This window comes from Nocardiopsis sp. CC223A, from assembly GCF_030766825.1.
In the GTDB taxonomy this organism is placed as follows: domain Bacteria; phylum Actinomycetota; class Actinomycetes; order Streptosporangiales; family Streptosporangiaceae; genus Nocardiopsis.
In genome coordinates, this window is record NZ_JASFDV010000037.1 from 22,986 (window position 1) to 38,847 (window position 15,862).

Annotated in this window: 12 protein-coding genes; 3 read left to right on the top strand and 9 right to left on the bottom strand. The window is 72.3% G+C overall.

What is annotated here, in order from left to right:
• Nucleotides 1–20 precede the first annotated feature (20 nt).
• The 3 genes from QJS33_RS16375 to QJS33_RS16385 all read right to left on the bottom strand — a co-directional run bounded on the left by QJS33_RS16375 (nucleotide 21) and on the right by QJS33_RS16385 (nucleotide 3,419).
• Entirely contained in the window at nucleotides 21–1,337 is a 1,317-nt protein-coding gene (locus QJS33_RS16375) for an NDP-hexose 2,3-dehydratase family protein (protein ID WP_306368851.1), read from the bottom strand.
• A 64-nt stretch (nucleotides 1,338–1,401) separates the two neighbouring features.
• Complete coding sequence (gene rfbB / locus QJS33_RS16380; RefSeq protein WP_306368852.1) at nucleotides 1,402–2,355, bottom strand: dTDP-glucose 4,6-dehydratase; 954 nt, start codon at nucleotides 2,353–2,355, stop codon at nucleotides 1,402–1,404.
• Nucleotides 2,352–3,419, bottom strand: coding sequence for a glucose-1-phosphate thymidylyltransferase (locus tag QJS33_RS16385; RefSeq protein ID WP_306368853.1), 1,068 nt, complete (start codon nucleotides 3,417–3,419; stop codon nucleotides 2,352–2,354). The genes rfbB and QJS33_RS16385 overlap by 4 nt, the downstream gene beginning before the upstream one ends.
• Before the next feature lie 204 nt (nucleotides 3,420–3,623).
• On the opposite strand from QJS33_RS16385, the gene QJS33_RS16390 reads away from it, so the two are divergent.
• Nucleotides 3,624–4,559 carry an oxygenase MpaB family protein gene (locus QJS33_RS16390; RefSeq protein WP_306368854.1) on the top strand — a complete coding sequence of 312 codons (936 nt, stop codon included), beginning with the start codon at nucleotides 3,624–3,626 and terminating at the stop codon, nucleotides 4,557–4,559.
• Here QJS33_RS16390 and QJS33_RS16395 read toward each other — a convergent pair.
• The gene (locus QJS33_RS16395) at nucleotides 4,544–7,789 is read right to left on the bottom strand and encodes a BTAD domain-containing putative transcriptional regulator (RefSeq protein WP_306368855.1); all 3,246 of its coding nucleotides are present in this window, start codon (nucleotides 7,787–7,789) and stop codon (nucleotides 4,544–4,546) included. The genes QJS33_RS16390 and QJS33_RS16395 overlap by 16 nt on opposite strands.
• A gap of 130 nt (nucleotides 7,790–7,919) precedes the next feature.
• On the opposite strand from QJS33_RS16395, the gene QJS33_RS16400 reads away from it, so the two are divergent.
• Together QJS33_RS16400 and QJS33_RS16405 are read left to right on the top strand one after the other, a co-directional pair.
• Complete coding sequence (locus QJS33_RS16400; protein ID WP_306368856.1) at nucleotides 7,920–9,491, top strand: MFS transporter; 1,572 nt, start codon at nucleotides 7,920–7,922, stop codon at nucleotides 9,489–9,491.
• Nucleotides 9,492–9,587: 96 nt separating this feature from the next.
• Nucleotides 9,588–10,937, top strand: coding sequence for an FAD-dependent oxidoreductase (locus QJS33_RS16405; protein ID WP_306368857.1), 1,350 nt, complete (start codon nucleotides 9,588–9,590; stop codon nucleotides 10,935–10,937).
• A gap of 288 nt (nucleotides 10,938–11,225) precedes the next feature.
• Here the strand turns inward: QJS33_RS16405 and QJS33_RS16410 are convergent, their stop codons facing one another.
• The 5 genes from QJS33_RS16410 to QJS33_RS16430 all read right to left on the bottom strand — a co-directional run bounded on the left by QJS33_RS16410 (nucleotide 11,226) and on the right by QJS33_RS16430 (nucleotide 15,841).
• Entirely contained in the window at nucleotides 11,226–12,158 is a 933-nt protein-coding gene (locus QJS33_RS16410) for an NAD(P)-dependent oxidoreductase (RefSeq protein WP_306368858.1), read from the bottom strand.
• A complete protein-coding gene (locus tag QJS33_RS16415; protein WP_306368859.1) occupies nucleotides 12,155–12,778 on the bottom strand; it encodes a dTDP-4-dehydrorhamnose 3,5-epimerase family protein in 624 nt (207 codons plus the stop codon). Before QJS33_RS16415 ends, QJS33_RS16410 begins: the two co-directional genes overlap by 4 nt.
• Nucleotides 12,775–13,515: a bifunctional 2-polyprenyl-6-hydroxyphenol methylase/3-demethylubiquinol 3-O-methyltransferase UbiG gene (locus tag QJS33_RS16420; RefSeq protein WP_306368860.1), complete on the bottom strand. Its 741-nt coding sequence runs from the start codon at nucleotides 13,513–13,515 to the stop codon at nucleotides 12,775–12,777. Before QJS33_RS16420 ends, QJS33_RS16415 begins: the two co-directional genes overlap by 4 nt.
• Nucleotides 13,516–13,523: 8 nt before the next feature.
• The gene (locus QJS33_RS16425) at nucleotides 13,524–14,645 is read right to left on the bottom strand and encodes a DegT/DnrJ/EryC1/StrS aminotransferase family protein (RefSeq protein ID WP_306368883.1); all 1,122 of its coding nucleotides are present in this window, start codon (nucleotides 14,643–14,645) and stop codon (nucleotides 13,524–13,526) included.
• Between the two features lie 89 nt (nucleotides 14,646–14,734).
• Nucleotides 14,735–15,841: a nucleotide disphospho-sugar-binding domain-containing protein gene (locus QJS33_RS16430; protein ID WP_306368861.1), complete on the bottom strand. Its 1,107-nt coding sequence runs from the start codon at nucleotides 15,839–15,841 to the stop codon at nucleotides 14,735–14,737.
• Nucleotides 15,842–15,862: the final 21 nt, after the last annotated feature.

Consider the following 15,862-nt stretch of genomic DNA (forward strand, 5'->3'; position numbering starts at 1 on the left):
CGGGACCGCGGCGGCCGCTTTCACAGGCGCAGCGCCCCGGTGGTGAGGGCCGCCATCAGGGTGCGGGCCTGGACGTTCAGGTAGTGGCCGTGCCGGGCCAGCGCGACGAGCTGGTCGGGGGTCGCCCACAGGTGGCCCTCGGGCTCGGGTTCCGTACGGGGCCGGGGGTCCTCCACCACCAGGCAGTGGGTGCGGGCGTGCAGGAACCGACCGCCTTCCTCGGAGTGCACGGCCCGGTAGAGCAGCGGTCCGGGCGGTGCGGACAGCACCGCGTCCAGGAAGGGCGGGCGTGACCCCGGGGGCGCGGTCGCCTCCTCCCGGGTGCACTGCACGGTCGGTCCCAGCTCCACCGTGTCCAGGAAGCCCGGTTCGACCCGGGCGTGGACCAGCAGGTGCGGCACCCCGGCCACCCTCCGGGTGAGGAAGGCCGCCACACCCGGCCCGTGCGGGGCCAGCAGCGGCTGGGACCAGGAGGCGACCTCCCGGGCCCGGGCCCGGACCGACACGGCCACCACGTCGAAGTGGCGCTCGTCCGCATGGTGCAGCCGGTCGGACGTGCGCTGCCAGCCGGGCAGGGAGCCCAGGGGGACGCGTTCGGCGGCCAGGGTCCTGGACGCGCGCTGTCCGGTGAACCACGAGAGCAGTTCGACGTCGGAGTGGAGGGGGCGGCCGGAGCCGAAGAACACCGGGGCGCAGGCCAGGACCGTGCGGGTGTCCATGTTGACGGTCTCGTCCCTGAGCATCAGGGCGCCCAGGGTTCCCAGGGTGACCCAGCGGAAGTCCTCGTGGGGCTCGACGTCACGGTCGGTCTCCACGATCATGTTGCGGTTGCTCTTGTGGTGGAACCACCAGCCGTGCTCGGACTGGAGGACGTCGGCGAGCACGCGACCCCGGCCCGGGCCGACGAAGTGCTCGATGTGGCGTACCGGGCGTCCACGGTGAGCCCGGGTGTAGTTGCTGCGGGTGGCCTGGACGGTCGGGGAGAGCTGGACGACGCCCGGGTTTCCGGGCTCCATCTTCGCCTGGACCAGGAAGTGCAGGACTCCGTCGAACTCCTTCGCGAGCAGACCGAGGACACCCACCTCGGGCTGGTGGATCACGGGCTGGTGGAGGAGGGTCCGGGGGTCTCCGTCCACGATGCTCCGCAGGCCGGTGACCGAGAAGAACCGTCCGCTGTCGTGGACCAGGTCGCCGCTGTCGGGGTGGAAACCCCAGGCGTCCATCTCGGCGAAGGGGATCCGGGTGACGGAGAACCCGCCGGCGGCGGCGCGTTCGGCCGCCCAGGCCGCGACGTCGGCGGGGCCGTCGGCGCTGCGGCCGCCGTCGGGGCCGCGCACCGCGGACACTCCGGCCGAGAGGGCCAGCCGCTCGGCGTCCGTCCGGCCGCCGGGCCCGGAGGAGTCAGGAGGTGAGGGGTTTCCACCAGTCGGGATGGTCGCGGTACCAGGCGACGGTCTCTCGGAGGCCTCGGTCGAAGGGGACACGGGGTTCATACCCCAACTCCTCACGGATCACGGTGTCGTCGATGGAGTAGCGCAGGTCGTGTCCGAGCCGGTCGGGGACGCGTTCCACGGCCGTCTCGTCGGCGCCGCACAGTTCCAGGAGGCGCCGGGTCATCTCCAGGTTGGTCAGGTCGTCGCCGCCACCGACGTTGTAGACCGCGCCGGCCCGGCCCCGGGTCAGCACGAGGTGGACGGCCCGGCAGTGGTCCTCCACGTGCAGCCACTCGCGCACGTTGCGGCCGTCACCGTAGAGGGGGACACGGCCGCCCGACATCAGCGCGGTGACGAACCGGGGGATGAGCTTCTCCGGGTGCTGGCGCGGACCGTAGTTGTTGGAGCACCGGGTGATGGAGACGTCGAGGCCGTGGGTGCGCCAGTAGGCGCGGGCGATCAGGTCCGACCCCGCCTTGGAGGCCGCATACGGGGAGTTGGGGGCGAGCGGGTGCTCCTCGCGCGCCGCACCGCTTTCCAGGGAGCCGTAGACCTCGTCGGTGGACACGTGCACGACCCGTTCGACACCGTGGGCCACCGCCGCCGCCAGCAGGGTCTGGGTACCGACGACGTTGGTGCGGACGAAGGCCGAGCCGTCCGCGACGGAGCGGTCCACATGACTCTCGGCGGCGAAGTGCACCACGGCGTCGTGTCCGGGGAGCACACCGGCCAGGGCGCGGGCGTCGCACACGTCGGCCCGGACGAACTCCATGCGCGGATGGGAGCGGGGCAGGTTGTCCCTGTTGCCCGCGTAGGTGAGCAGGTCCAGGGCCGTCACCCGGGGGGCGTCGGCGTGTGTCAGCAGGGACCGGACGTAATGGGACCCGATGAACCCGGCGGCGCCGGTGACCAGGATCCTCATATCCGGACCTCCGCACGCCCGTGGTCGCCGATCACGAGGCTGGGACCGAGGGCCGAGGTGCCCGTGGGCCGGACCGAGGCGGACCTGCCGATGATGGAGCTGTGCAGGCCGGGTACACCGACCAGTTCTGCTCCGTCCAGGACGATGGAATCGGCGATCCCGGTCCTGCGTACAACGCAGTCTCGCCCCACCGAGGTGTGCCGCCCCACATGGGCGTCCTCGATGACCGTCCGCGCGCCCACGACCGCCGGACCCTCGATGCGCGAGCGCACGATCCGCGCACCCGGCTCGACCACCACGGGGCCGGCCAGCACGCTGGACTCGTCCACCCGGCCCCGGATCCGGTTCCGGGCCCCGTCCAGGAGCCACCGGTTGCACCGCAGCACGCCCTGGATGTCGCCCGCGTCCTGCCAGAACCCGGTGTGCTCCACAGCTCGGACCGGGTGTCCGGCGGTGACCATCCATTGGAGGGCGTCGGTGATCTCCAGTTCTCCCCGCGGACTCGGCCGGATGGCGGCCACGGCCTCGTGGACGGCGGGGGTGAAGAAGTAGGCGCCCATGACGGCCAGGTCCCCGGACGGCTCCTCGGGCTTCTCCTCCAGGCGCAGCACGGTGCCGTCGTCACCGACCACGGCGACCCCGAACTCGCGGGGGTCGGGGACCCGGTGCACGGCCAACTGGGCGGCGGGGCGGTCGGCGGCGAACGCACGGGCCATCCCCGCGACCCCGTCGGAGAGGATGTTGTCGCCCAGGTACATGAGGAAGTCGTCGTCCCCGAGGAAGTCCCGGGCGAGTAGGACGCAGTGCGCCAGCCCCAGCGGGGCGTCCTGGCGCAGGTAGGTGAGGCGCAACCCCAGCCGGGACCCGTCTCCGACCGTCCGCTCGATCTCCTCGGCGTGCTCGCCGACGACGACGCCGACATCGACGGCGCCCGCCCGGCGGACGTCGTCCAGAACGTGCTCCAGGACGGGCCGGTTGGCGATGGGCATCAGTTGTTTGGGCATGGAGTGGGTGAAAGGACGGAGCCGGGTTCCCATCCCCCCGGACAGAACCAGAGCCTTCATCGTCGTTCCCTTCGGAGCCGATCCACGCTGATGGCGCGGCCAAGGACACCGGAAGCATCCTGCGTTCCCCGGTGCCGGGCAACGGCGGTCACGGAAATCTGTCAGGTCAGGCGACTTGACACAGTGCCGACGGGCGGCTTCGGGCGGGCCCCGCGGTCGCGCATGATGCGATGTGCACGGACCGCGGAGAAGGAGGAGCCGATCATGGCCGGGGCACGGAGGAGGGCACGCCGTTACCAGCGGCTGCGGGAGATCGAGGCCATGGACGTGGAGCGGGTCCACAGCAGGATCTGGCTGCTCGATATGGCCTACGAGTTCCCGTGGGACATGCAGGTCGGCGGGAGCATCGGTTTCTACCACAGTCTGGCCCCGCCGCGGATGGCACGCCTGCTGGCGCGGACCGGCGAGCTCACCGAGAACACGCAGAGGCGGTTGGACGACACCAACATCCTCATGTGGGAGATGTTCCGGCACGGGTTCACCGGGACACGCGGCAGGGAGGCGGCCCGCCAGATGAACCGGATCCACCGCAACGCCGTGCGGCACGTCAACGCGCTCGACGGCGGGGACCGGTGGTCGATCACGAACGACGAGTATCTGTTCGTGCTGGCGGCCGTCATGATCCACATGGTCCGCGCGGTGGACCGGCACGGCTGGCGGCCCTTCGGGGAGACCGAGCGGAGAGCGGCCTACCTGCACTTCCGCTCGATGGGCGAGCACATGGGGATCAAGGACATCCCCAAGACCTACGAGGACTTCGAGCGTTTCCACGACGAGTACGTGCGCGCCACGTTCACCTACTCCCCCGAGGCCGCGGCGCTGTGGCGGTCCACCCGGGGGCTGTTCGTCGAGGTGCTGGTGGCCTGGCTGCCGCCGCGGTTGCACGGGGTCGCGGGCCGGGCCGTGGAGCCCCTGCTGCCCGCGCTGTTGGGCCCCGACCTGTGCCGGGCCTTCGGCCTGCGGCCGGCGTCACCGCTGACGGCCAGGCTCGTTCGAGCGGCCCTGCGTGCCCGCTCGGTCTACGTGCGCTGGAGCCCGCCCCGCCGCGAGTCGGCGATGCCCGACCGGATACCGACCGAGCGGTTCCCCGAGGGTGAGTACGAGTTCTCCCAGGTGGGGCCGGATCACAGCACGAGCTGAGCGGCGGCGGTCGCACGGTGCCGCGTGTACCATTTCCGGGCACGGTCCACCGTCGTCTCCAGGGGCTCCCGCGCACCGCGCTCCCATCCCCGGGTGAACAGGTCCTCTCCCAGGACGGTCACCGACGCCTCCCGGATCCGCTCGACATCCCAACGCTCGGCGGGCGGCAGCGGAGTGTGCACCGAGGCCCGCGCGGCCGAGGCCGCCCCCAGCAGGCGGGCGGCCCGCAGGGGTAGGCCCGCCAGGGCCCAGGCACCGGCCGCCCCCTCCAACGCCAGGGCGATCTTGCGCGGGCTGCCGGTGGTGAGCGCGGCGGTGAGCCCCTCGTGGTGCAGGCGCAGCGCGGTGTCGGCGTCGCCGCGCTGCTCGGACACGAAACCGAGTTCGGCCAGCACCGTGGCCTCGGCCGCCGGAGCGTTGATCCCCCGTACCCGCTCCAGCCAGCCCGACAGGTACCGTTCGGCCGGGTCGAGCCTGCCCTCGCGGCGTGCGCCCAGCCCCAGGCCGAACTCGGCGAAGCGCTCGCCGAACCGGTCGCCTTGTTCCACCGCCAGCCCGCGGGCCCGCTCGTGGAAGTCCTCGGCCTGGCGGTACTCGCCTCGCAGGAGGGCGTTGCGCCCCAACTCCGAGAGCCGGTAGGACACCTCCGACCACAGACCCAGCTCCTCGGCCAGGCGCAGCCCCTCCCGGTGCAGGCGGGCGGCCTCCGTGTAATCGCCGTCGATCTCGGCGCGGCTGCCCAGGACCGGCATGGCCTGCAACCGGCCCCAGCGGTCGCCGATCTCACCGAAGAGCTCCAGTGAGAGCCTGCCGTCGGACTCGAACCCGGCCATCCGGCCCCGGGCCTTGAGCAGCCAGGCGCGGGTACACAGGGCGGCGGCGGTTCCCCAACGGTCGCCTTCGCGGCGGAACACCGCGAGGGAGCGCTCGACGAGGTCTCCGCTCATCTGGAGTTCGCCGAAGTCCAACAGCGCGGTGCCCAGGAACCACTCGACCCGGGCCCACTCGTCTTCGGGAACGGAATCCACCCGGCCGGCCAGGGCGTCACGCACCAGGGCCACGGGGTCATCGGGTTCGTTGGCCATGAGGGCCATGCCCACCCGCCATGCCTCCGCGAGGGCGCGCGAGGCGGGCAGGCCGCCAGGCGACCGCAGCGCCTGGGTCAGGGAGCGGTGCGCCTCTCCGGGACGGCCGCGCAGGTAGCGGTACCAGACCAGGTCCAGTGCCAGCCGCAGAGCGGTGTCGGAGTCACCGAGGCGGGTGGCGGTGTCCTCGGCCGCGCGCAGGTCGGCGTTCTCCTCGTCCAGGCGGCGCAGCCAGAGGTCCTGGTGACGGCCGCGGAGGTGGGGGTCCGCGGCGGCGGCGAGCGACGCCAGGTGGCGCAGGTGGCGCAAACGCGCCGCGTCGGCCTCACCGGCCGCCTCCAAGTGCTCCCGGGCGTAGGCGGCGATGGTCTCCAGCAACCGGTAGCGGATCCCGTCGGGCCCCTCGACCGCGATGGCCAGGGATCGCTCCACCAAGCGGGCCAAGATGTCCACGACCTCGCCGGTGTCGATACCGTCGCCGCCCACCACGGCCTCCGCCCCCTCGGGGGTGCAACCCTCGGCGTGCACGGACAGGCGGCGCAGGACGGTCCGCTCGGACTCGTCGAGCAGGTCCCAGCTCCAGTCGATGACGGCGCGCAGGGTGCGCTGGCGCCCCGGCGTGCCGCGGCCGCCCACCGCCAGCAGCCGGAAGCGGTCGTCCAGGCCGTCGGCCAAACGGCGCACCCCCAGGGCGCGCACCCTGTTGGCCGCTAGTTCCAGGGCCAGCGGCAGCCCGTCGAGGCGGCGGCAGATCGACGCCACGATCTGGGCCGTGTCCTCCCCCAGGGTGAAGCCGGGGGCTCCCGCCGCGGCGCGCGAGGCGAACAGCCGCACGGCGGGGAAGGACCGCGGATCGGTGCGGTGGACGGGATCGGCAGACCCGGGGAACCCGAGCGGGCGGACCTCGTACAGATGCTCGCCGTCGATGCCCAGAGGCTCGCGGCTGGTCGCCAGCAGGCTCAGCTGCGGGGCGGCGCGCAGCAGTTCTCGGGCCAGGGCGGCCACCGAATCGATGACGTGCTCGCAGTTGTCCAGGACCAGGAGGGTACGGGTGGCGCTGAGCGCCTGGACCAGGTCATGGGCACCGGTGACGGAAGCGACCGCCTCGGCCGCCCGGGCGGCCGCGCCCGGGCCCTCCCCCCGTTCGGGCGGGAGGCTGCCCAGTTCCACGAACCACACCCCGTCGGGGTGACGGTCGGCCGCACCCGCGGCCACTTCCAGGGACAGCCGGGTCTTGCCCACACCGCCGGGCCCCGTGAGGGTGACCAGGCGGGCGCGCTCCATGAGGCGGCGCACTCCCTCGACGTCGCCCTCGCGGCCGATGGTGTCGTCCACCGGGGCGGGGAGATTGGTGCGCGGGCGCAGCACGGCCCGGAGCGGCCCGGGGTCCACCGGGTCCAACGTGGCGTCCTGGCGCAGGATCCGGGCGTGGAGTCCGGCGATCTCGGGGCCGGGCGAGGCACCCAGCTCCTCCTTGAGGAGGTGGCGCAGACGGTCGAAGACGCTCAGTGCCTCGGCCTGGCGGCCGGAGCGGTACAGGGCCCGCATGTAAACCGCGCACAGGCGCTCACGGAGCGGGTGCAAGGCCGCCAGTTCACCGAGCTCCTCCACCCAGAGGTGGTGTTCACCCAGGTCGAGCCGGGCCGAGGCGTGCTCCTCGAACGCCGAAAGGCGTTCCTCTTCCAGCCGGAACGCTGCCCGGGCCAGCCTGGGCACGTCGGTGAGCCCGGCCAGGGCGTCCCCACGCCACAGGGCCAGCCCGTCGTTCAGCGCGACCGCGGACGCGCGCCGGTCGGCGGTTCCCCTGGCACGTTCCACCAGGGTGCGGAAGCGGGTGAAGTCGACCTCGTCGGCCTCCACCCGGAGGCGGTAGCCCCCGGAGGTGCGCAGGACCCGATCACGGGCGCCGGGTTCTGCCTCCTCCAGGACACCCCTCAACCGCGAGAGTTTGGCGCGCAGGACGCGGGTGGGGTGAGCGGGCAGGCGTTCGCCCCAGAGGTCGTCGATCAGGGTGTCGGCGGCGACCGGCCGCCCCTCCTCCAAGAGGAGCGCGGCCAGCAGCACACGCACCTTGGCCTCGGGGACGCGGACCGCATCTCCGTCGCCGCCCCACACCTCCAACGGACCGAGAATCCCGAAGCGCATGGGATCACCGTAGTGCACGGAGGCGCTCCGGAGCGCGATCGGAGCCTTTCCGGAACACCGGGACGCGATGGTGGGGGTCGAGTCATGCCCGTGTCACGGCACAACGACCCCGGAAGGACGGACACCACCCATGTCCCCCGACGAAACGACCACCGATCCCGCCCCGAGGGCAGGGGCGCGCGAATGGCTCGGCCTGGCCGTCCTGGCCCTGCCGACCATCCTGCTCGCCCTGGACTTCACGGTTCTGCACCTGGCGCTGCCGCACCTGGCGACCGACCTGGCGCCGACCAGTGCGCAGCAACTGTGGATCCTGGACATCTACGGCTTCATGATCGCCGGCTTCCTCATCACGATGGGCACCCTGGGGGACCGTATAGGTCGGCGCCGACTGCTGATGATCGGTGCCGTGGCGTTCGGCGCGGCCTCCCTGCTGGCGGCCTACTCGACCAGCGCGGAAATGCTCATCGCCGCCCGCGCCTTCCTGGGCGTGGCGGGAGCCACGCTGATGCCCTCCACCCTGTCCCTGATCACCAACATGTTCCACGACCCCAAACAGCGGGGTGTGGCCGTCGCGGTGTGGCTGAGCTGCTTCTCCGCGGGCGGGGCCATCGGGCCGATGGTCGGCGGTGTCCTGCTCCAGTGGTTCTGGTGGGGTTCGGTGTTCCTGATGGGCGTGCCGGTGATGGCGATACTGCTGATCGCCGCACCGTTCCTGCTCCCGGAGTTCCGCGACCCGGCCCCCGGGCGGCTGGACCTGGTCAGCGTCGCCCTGTCACTCGCGGCCATCCTCCCCGTCGTCTACGCGATCAAGGAGGCCGCGGCACACGGGTGGGACCCGGTCGTGATCGCCCTGTTCGTCCTGGGCGCGCTCTTCGGCTGGCTGTTCGTGCGGCGCCAGCGCAGGTTGGAGAGCCCGCTGATGGACCTGGCCCTGTTCCGGCTGCGCCCGTTCACCGTGGGCCTGGGGGGACTGCTGCTGGGCACCGTGGTCCTGGGAGCCTTCGTCCTGCTGTTCGCCCAGTACCTCCAGCTGGTCCTGGAACTGTCCCCGGCCTCCGCCGGCCTGTGGATGGTCCCCTACGCGGTGGCCAACATCGCCGGGGCGATGCTCGCCCCCCTGGTGGCCGCGCGGCTCAAGGCGGCCAACACGATCGCCCTCGGCCTGGTGATGACGGCGGTGGGCCTGGTCGTGTTCACCCTGAGCGGAGTGGAGGCGGGGCCCCTCCCGGCGGTGGTCGGCAGCATGCTGATCACTTTCGGCCTGAGCCCGCTGATGGTGCTGGTCATCGATCTGGTCATCGCGTCCGCACCCAAGGAGAAGAGCGGGTCGGCCTCCTCCATGTCCGAGACGTGCAGCGAGATCGGCATGGCGCTGGGCATCGCCACCCTGGGCGCGCTGGGGACCGCGGTCTACCGTTTCCTGATGGCCGGCTCCGTGCCCTCCGGTGTCCCCGCGCAGGAGGCCGACGCGATCCGCGACAGCCTGCCCGGCGCGATGGCGGCCGCCGAGGACCTGGAGCCGTCCCTGGCGGCGGAGGCCCTGGAGGCCGCGAAGGGGGCGTTCATGACGGGCCTGTCCGTGGTGGGCTACACCGGTGTGGCCCTCGTGCTGGGCGTCGCCGTGATCACCTTCCTCTTCCTGCGCGACGTCCCCGAGGGGGCGGAGGAGGGACAACAGGAGGAACAGCCGCAGGAGAGCTGACGGCAATATCCTGCTATTCATCGGAGCACCGATGAAAAATAAAATGGGAAGGGCAGAGGAAAACTCCGCCCTTTCCATTTTTCGGAGGCCTGACGCATGCCGGAACACACGAGGATCGCCATTGTCGGCGGAGGAATGGCGGGCTGCGCGGCCGCCAGGGAGCTGACCGCAGCAGGAAAGGAGGTCGTGCTCTTCGAGGCGGCCGAGGGTTTGGGGGGCCGGGCCCGCTCCTGGCGCCGGCCGGAGATCGAACCCGAGGTCGGGATCAACCTGATGTGCGCCAGCATGTACTCGACCATGTGGGGGATGATCCGCGAGTACGGCATGGAAGGGCAGCTGGAGAAGATCTCCAGCAACCTGCTGGTCTCCGACGGCGGCGCCGTGGCTCCGCTGCCCTCCGACTCCATCCCGGCGCTCCTGCGCTACCGGCACGTGGGGCTGCGCGATCGGCTGGCGTTCCTGTACTCATCGATGCGGGAGATGCTGGTGAACGGGCGGACCGGTCGGATCGACCTGTTCGATCCCGAGCGGCTGGCCGACTTCGACGACGGCACCACGGCGACGGAGTACGGCCGGAGCCTGATGTCGCACCGGGGCTTCGACTACATGCTGCGGTCGCAGATCGAGGGGTTCTGGAACTTCGACTGCGACGGGATCTCCGTCTCGCACGCCCGGGCGATGCTCGCGCAGATGGGCGGTGCGGAGTTCTTCGTGTTCCGGGAGGGCATGCAGGTCCTGGCGGAGCGCAACGCCGCGAACGCCCGGGTGCTGTTGCGCCACGAGGTGTCGGAGGTGCGGCTGGAGCACGGCCGGGTGGTCGTCTCGGCCCAGGGTGCCGAGGGCGGGGAGGTGGGGGACTTCGACGCCGTGGTGATCGCGGTGCCCGCCCCGTTCGCGGCCAAGATCATCGCCTCGCTGCCCCGCGAGGCGGTGGACGGCCGGATGCGGGATTATCTGGAGAGCCAGGAGTACGAGCCGGCGCTGTCGATGTCCTACCTGGTGGACGCGGACGCTCTCCCGCCGGAGACGCACATCATGGCCGGCGGCGCGCAGGACCCCCGGATCCGGAACATGATCACCTACCCGCGCCGGGTGAGGGGGGCCGACGGGACCGTCCGCGATCGGCTGCTGGTGTTCGCCTACCCGGGACGTGCGATCACCCGCCGCCTGCTGGGACGTACGCCCGAGGAGCAGTACGCCGCCGTGACACCGCTGCTGAGCAGCCTGTGGCCGGACTTCCCGCGGGACCCGGAGCCCTTCCAAGTGGCCGAGCGCCCCCACGGGTTCCCCATCCCCTCGCCGGGCCGGTACCGGGCCTCGGTGGCCGCCACCCGGAGCCAGCGCCCGCCCGTGGTGTTCGCGGGCGACCACTTCAGCTCCCCCACCACCGAGGCCGCCATGCGCTCGGGGCTCCGGGCCGCCCGCGCCCTCCTGGATGCCTCCTAGGGCGTTTTCGGCGGAGGCTTTCGTGCGGCTCGGGCTCGGCGCCCGCGCCGAGTACGGGGAGCGGCCGCGAGGCGGTCTCTCGCAGGACGGCCGGCGAAGTCGGCGGGCGGCCGTCCGAGCGCAGGCGGCGCAGAGAGAGGCGGCCTCGCGGCTCCGTGGAAGTACCGCGCCGAAGGCGTCCGTTGAGGGCGGTGGCGGGCGACGGGCGGGCCCGGAACGATCCGCCGAACACGCCCCAGCGTTCCGGGCCCGGTGGGCCCCGTCGCCCGGAGGCGGCGGCCACCGGGCTCAGGCGTACCACATGTCGTGCAGGGAGTCCCGGACCGTGACGACGGGACGCCAGCCCAGGATGCGCTCCGCGGCCCCGATGTCGGCGAGCATCCAGCCGCCGCCCATTCCGGCAACGGGTTCGAGCACCTCGCGTACCCGCTCCGGGGCGGCTCCGGAGGTCCGGCGCAGCCAGGCGACCATCTCCCCGATGCCCACCGCTCGGCCTCCGCCGATGTTGAGAACGTGCCCGGAGACGTCCGGACGGTCCCCGGCGAGCACCACGGCCCGGGCCACATCGCGCACGTCGACGAAGTCGCGACGGTCCCCGGTCACCCGCAGGGAGACCGTTTCCCCCGCCACGGCCCGCCGGAACCGTTCCAGGAGCACGCCGGGGAAGGACGCCGGGGAGGGGTACGGCCCGCAGACGTTGGCCACGCGCAGGACCGCGGCGTCGACACGCCCCTCCCGGGCTGCGCTCAGGACGGTGTCCGATCCGGCGTGCTTGGTACGGGCGTAGGCGTTGGCCGGACGGGGGCACGCGTCCTCGCGCACGGCCGTCCCATCGGGGACCGGACCGTACTCGTGGAGAGTGCCCAGGTGGACCAACCGGGGCGGACGGGCCATGGACCCGACGGCTTCGACCAGGGTGGCGACCGCCCGGACGTTGCCCTTCTCCAACTCCCGTTCGGGCCGGTGCCAGCCGTCGCGGGAGTTGGCGGCGTCGATCGCGTTGACCACCACCCGGGCGTCGTGCTCCGCCAGCAGCCGCGCGACCTCATCGGGGCCCGCCTCGGCCAGGTCGAGGCTGTGGAAGGGGAAGCCCTGGACGTGCGGTGCGGGCGCCCGGGCCACGGCCACGACCGGCCGACCGGTGCGGGCGTGGGCCGCCAGGATGTGGCGGCCGATCCACCCGGTGGCGCCGAGCACCGCCACCGTCCCGATCCCGTTCATACCGGTGCCTCCCTCCGCCACAGTGCCTCCTCCAGTTCGACGCAGGTGCGGTAATCCGGCAGTCCGCCCTCCTCCATGACCCGGGCCAGGCGGGGGGCGGCCCGGTCCCGCTCGGACAGGGTCGGGGCGGGGTCCTCGGGCAGGGACAGCCCCAGGTCGGGGTCGAAGGGGTACAGGGCCCGCTCGTTGCGCGGGTCGTACTCCACCGACAGGGAGTAGGTGACGATGGTGTCGTCCTCCAGAGCGACGAACAGGTGGCCGACCCCCACCGGCAGGTAGAGCGCTACGGGGTCCGTCCGGTCGAGCAGGACGCTCTCGTGGTGGCCGAAGGTGGGCGAGCCCATCCGCAGGTCCATGGCGATGTCCAGCGCCCGGCCGCGCGGGCAGTGTACGTACTTGGCCATGCCGGGCGGGGCCTGGGTGTAGTGCAGGCCCCGCACGACCCCCCGGTGGGAGACGCTGTAGCTGGTCTGCACGACGGGGAAGAGGCCGTGGCCCGAGACCCGGCGCAGCTCAGCGCCCTGAAGAGGGGTGGCGAACAGGCCGCGCTGGTCGTCGAAGACCTCGTAGGGCAGCAGGTAGGCCCCTTCGATGCCGAGGGGCCTGGCACGGGGGCTCACGCCGCTGCCCCCGCGACGCCGACGAACAGGCCCGGGCCGGGACCGGGGAGGTACTCCACCGAGCAGCCGGCGGCGGCGAACGCCTTCTCGTAGACCTCGCGCCGGTGGACGGCCAGAACGTGCACGTCCACGAAGTGCTCCACGCCCTCCTCGGGGGAGGCGACGGTGTAGTGCACCTCCATGTGGTGGGCGTCGTCCCGGTACAGGTTGTGGGACACGCGCGCGATGGTGCGGTCCCCGGCGGTGACGAGCGCGCTGGAGACGTGGCGGTCGGCCGCCCGCTCGGGGAAGTACCAGGGCTCCACCACGATCACCCCGCCGGGCTCGGTGTGTGCGGCCAGTCGGGCCAGGGCCGCCTCCACCTCGGCGGGTCCGGACAAGTGGGCGATGGAGCTGAACATGCAGGTGACCGCATCGAAGCGGCGCTTCAGATCGAAGGAGCGCATGTCCCCGGAGTGGACGGGGACGCCGGGCAGGTTGGCGCGGGCCAGCCGCACCATGTCCTCGGCCAGGTCCACCCCCTCGACGTGGTCGAAGGAGGCGGCGAGGTGGCCGAGGTGGGTGCCTGCGCCGCAGGCGACGTCCAGCAGGGAGGCGGCGTCCGGGCGGCGCTCGCGCACCAGGCGCTCCATCTCGGCCGCCTCGGCGGCGTAGTCCTTGCCCCGGCCCAGGTACACGGCCTCGTAGATCTCGGCGCGGCGGTAGATCGCGGTGAGGCGGTCGTCGTGACTGGTCATACTTCTCCTCAGAGTTCGTCCAGGACCTTGCGCAGCACGGTGATGACCCGCTCCTGGTGCTCCCGGGGCAGGTGGGGGTACATGGGCAGGGAGAAGATCTCCCCCGCCAGGGCCTCGGTCACGGGCAGGGAGCCCCGCTCCACCCCCAGATGGGCGAAGCCGGACATGGTGTGGACCGGCCAGGGGTAGCTGATGTTGAGGTGGATGTCGTGCTCCCGCAGGCGCTCGATGATCGTGTCGCGCGCGGGATGGCGGACGACGTAGACGTAGTAGACGTGCTCGTTGCCCTCGGTGGTGAGGGGCAGGCGCAGGCCGTCGGGGGACACCAGGTCGCCCAGTCCCTCGGCGTAACGGCGGGCCACCTCCCGACGCCCCGCCACGTAGTCGTCCAGCCGGGTCAGCTTGCGCCGCAGGATCTCGGCCTGGACCTCGTCCAGGCGGCTGTTGTGCCCCGGGGTGTCGACGACGTAGTAGACCTCCTCCATGCCGTAGTAACGCAGCCGGCGCAGCGCCCGGTCGACCCCGGGGTCGTCGGTGACCACGGCTCCGGCGTCCCCGTAGGCCCCGAGCACCTTGGTGGGATAGAAGGAGAACGCGGCCGCGTCGCCCATGGTCCCGGCCCGCCGGCCGTGGTGCAGGGCCCCGTGCGCCTGGGCACAGTCCTCCAGGACCACCAGGCCGTGGCGGTCCGCGACATCGCGGACCGCCGCCATGTCCACGCACTGGCCGTACAGGTGGACCGGGAGCAGCGCCTTGGTGCGTTCGGTGACCGCGGCCTCCAGCAGGCCGGTGTCCATGAGCTGGTCGGCCTCCCGGACGTCCACGAACACCGGGGTCGCGCCGACGGCGTCGATGGCGACGACCGTGGGGGCCGCCGTGTTGGACACGGTGACCACTTCGTCACCGGGGCCCACACCCAGCGCGCGCAGCCCCAAGACGACGGCGTTCGTACCGTTGTCCACGCCGACGCAGTGGGCGAGGGCGTGGCGGGCGGCGAACTCCCGCTCGAAACCGAGCACGCTCTCACCGAGGATGAGCCGTCCGGAGGCGAAGACGGTGCGGACGGCGTCGAGGACGTCGTCGCGCTCCTTCTCGTATTCGGGCAGATAGTCCCATACGCGGATGGTCATGTCGTCCTCACTCCTGATCTGCTCCACCGCATCCGTCGTGTTCTCGGTCGCGTTCTCGGGACCGGTCGCGGCCGAAAGCCGCAGGGAGGTCATCGGGCGAGCTTCTCCAGCAGGCCGACGACCTCCGCCGGAGAGGGCAGCGCGGCCATCTGCTCCGCCAGCGCGCGGGCGTGGTCGCGGTAGGCGGGCTCGGACAGCAGTCGCCCGCAGGCCGCCGCGATGTCCTCGGCCCGCTGGGAGCCCGGTTCGAGGAGGATGCCCGCCCCGTACTCGGCCAGGCGGCTCATGGCGTCGGCGGAGACGTCCTGTTCGACGATGAGCTGGGGCACCCCGGCGCGCAGGGCGGCCATATCGGTCACGCCGCCGCCGTGGTGCAGGATCACGTCGCAGGTGGGAGCGACCACGTCCAGGGGCGCCCAGCCCACGTGTGCGTCGGGCAGGTCGTCACGGATCTGGGCGGCGACGTGCTCGGCGGCTCCGAGCACCACCTCGACGCCGAGTTCGGCGACGCTCCGGGCCATGTGGACCAGGGCACCGGGGTCGGGCACCCGTGCCCCCGCGGTGATGTAGACGCGGGGCCGCTCGTCCCGGGTGTACATCCACGGCTCCAGGGGGCGCTGAGGGTTCACCGGCAGCCAGCGCATCGGCTGACGCCCGGCCTCCTGGCCGGGGACGCGCAACCCCGGGGGGCAGATGTCGATCCACAGGTCGGGGTCGGGGACGGCGGTCAAGCCGCGCCGCCGGAGTTCGGGGGCCAGGACCTCGCGGGCGCCGGGGGCGTAGATGGCGGAGTCCGTACGGTCCCACTCCAGGCGCACGGACGGTATTCCGAGCGTGTGGGCCAGGAGCGGTGCGGAGTAGAACATCGAGCCGCCGACCACCAGGTCGGGTCGCCACTGTTCGGCCAGGTCGAGCAGCGCCGGCTGGCTGCGCAGGGCGATGTCGGCGTAGATGCGGCCGACGGCGATGGCCTGCTGGACCGGGTCCGCGGGGGCGTTGCCCATGAACTCGGCGACGTCGGCCCCCGTGACGGGGGCGATGGTGAAGGGGGTGAGACCGATGGCGGCGATGTCGGGGACCACCCATTCGATGCCCCCGACCACGACCTCGTGCCCGGCCCCGCGCGCGGCGTAGGCAAGGGCCGCGTGGGAGAAGATCGGCGAAGGGCTGTTTCCCGGTATGAAGAGAATGCGCATGGGAATTCACTTTTCTGCGGC

Bases quoted from the DNA above. Each gene is read 5' to 3' on its own strand.
- rfbB (WP_306368852.1), bottom strand. From the start codon at position 2,355: ATGAGGATCCTGGTCACCGGCGCCGCCGGGTTCATCGGGTCCCATTAC.
- QJS33_RS16385 (WP_306368853.1), bottom strand. From the start codon at position 3,419: ATGAAGGCTCTGGTTCTGTCCGGGGGGATGGGAACCCGGCTCCGTCCT.
- QJS33_RS16390 (WP_306368854.1), top strand. From the start codon at position 3,624: ATGGCCGGGGCACGGAGGAGGGCACGCCGTTACCAGCGGCTGCGGGAG.
- QJS33_RS16395 (WP_306368855.1), bottom strand. From the start codon at position 7,789: ATGCGCTTCGGGATTCTCGGTCCGTTGGAGGTGTGGGGCGGCGACGGA.
- QJS33_RS16400 (WP_306368856.1), top strand. From the start codon at position 7,920: ATGTCCCCCGACGAAACGACCACCGATCCCGCCCCGAGGGCAGGGGCG.
- QJS33_RS16405 (WP_306368857.1), top strand. From the start codon at position 9,588: ATGCCGGAACACACGAGGATCGCCATTGTCGGCGGAGGAATGGCGGGC.
- QJS33_RS16410 (WP_306368858.1), bottom strand. From the start codon at position 12,158: ATGAACGGGATCGGGACGGTGGCGGTGCTCGGCGCCACCGGGTGGATC.
- QJS33_RS16420 (WP_306368860.1), bottom strand. From the start codon at position 13,515: ATGACCAGTCACGACGACCGCCTCACCGCGATCTACCGCCGCGCCGAG.
- QJS33_RS16425 (WP_306368883.1), bottom strand. From the start codon at position 14,645: ATGACCATCCGCGTATGGGACTATCTGCCCGAATACGAGAAGGAGCGC.
- QJS33_RS16430 (WP_306368861.1), bottom strand. From the start codon at position 15,841: ATGCGCATTCTCTTCATACCGGGAAACAGCCCTTCGCCGATCTTCTCC.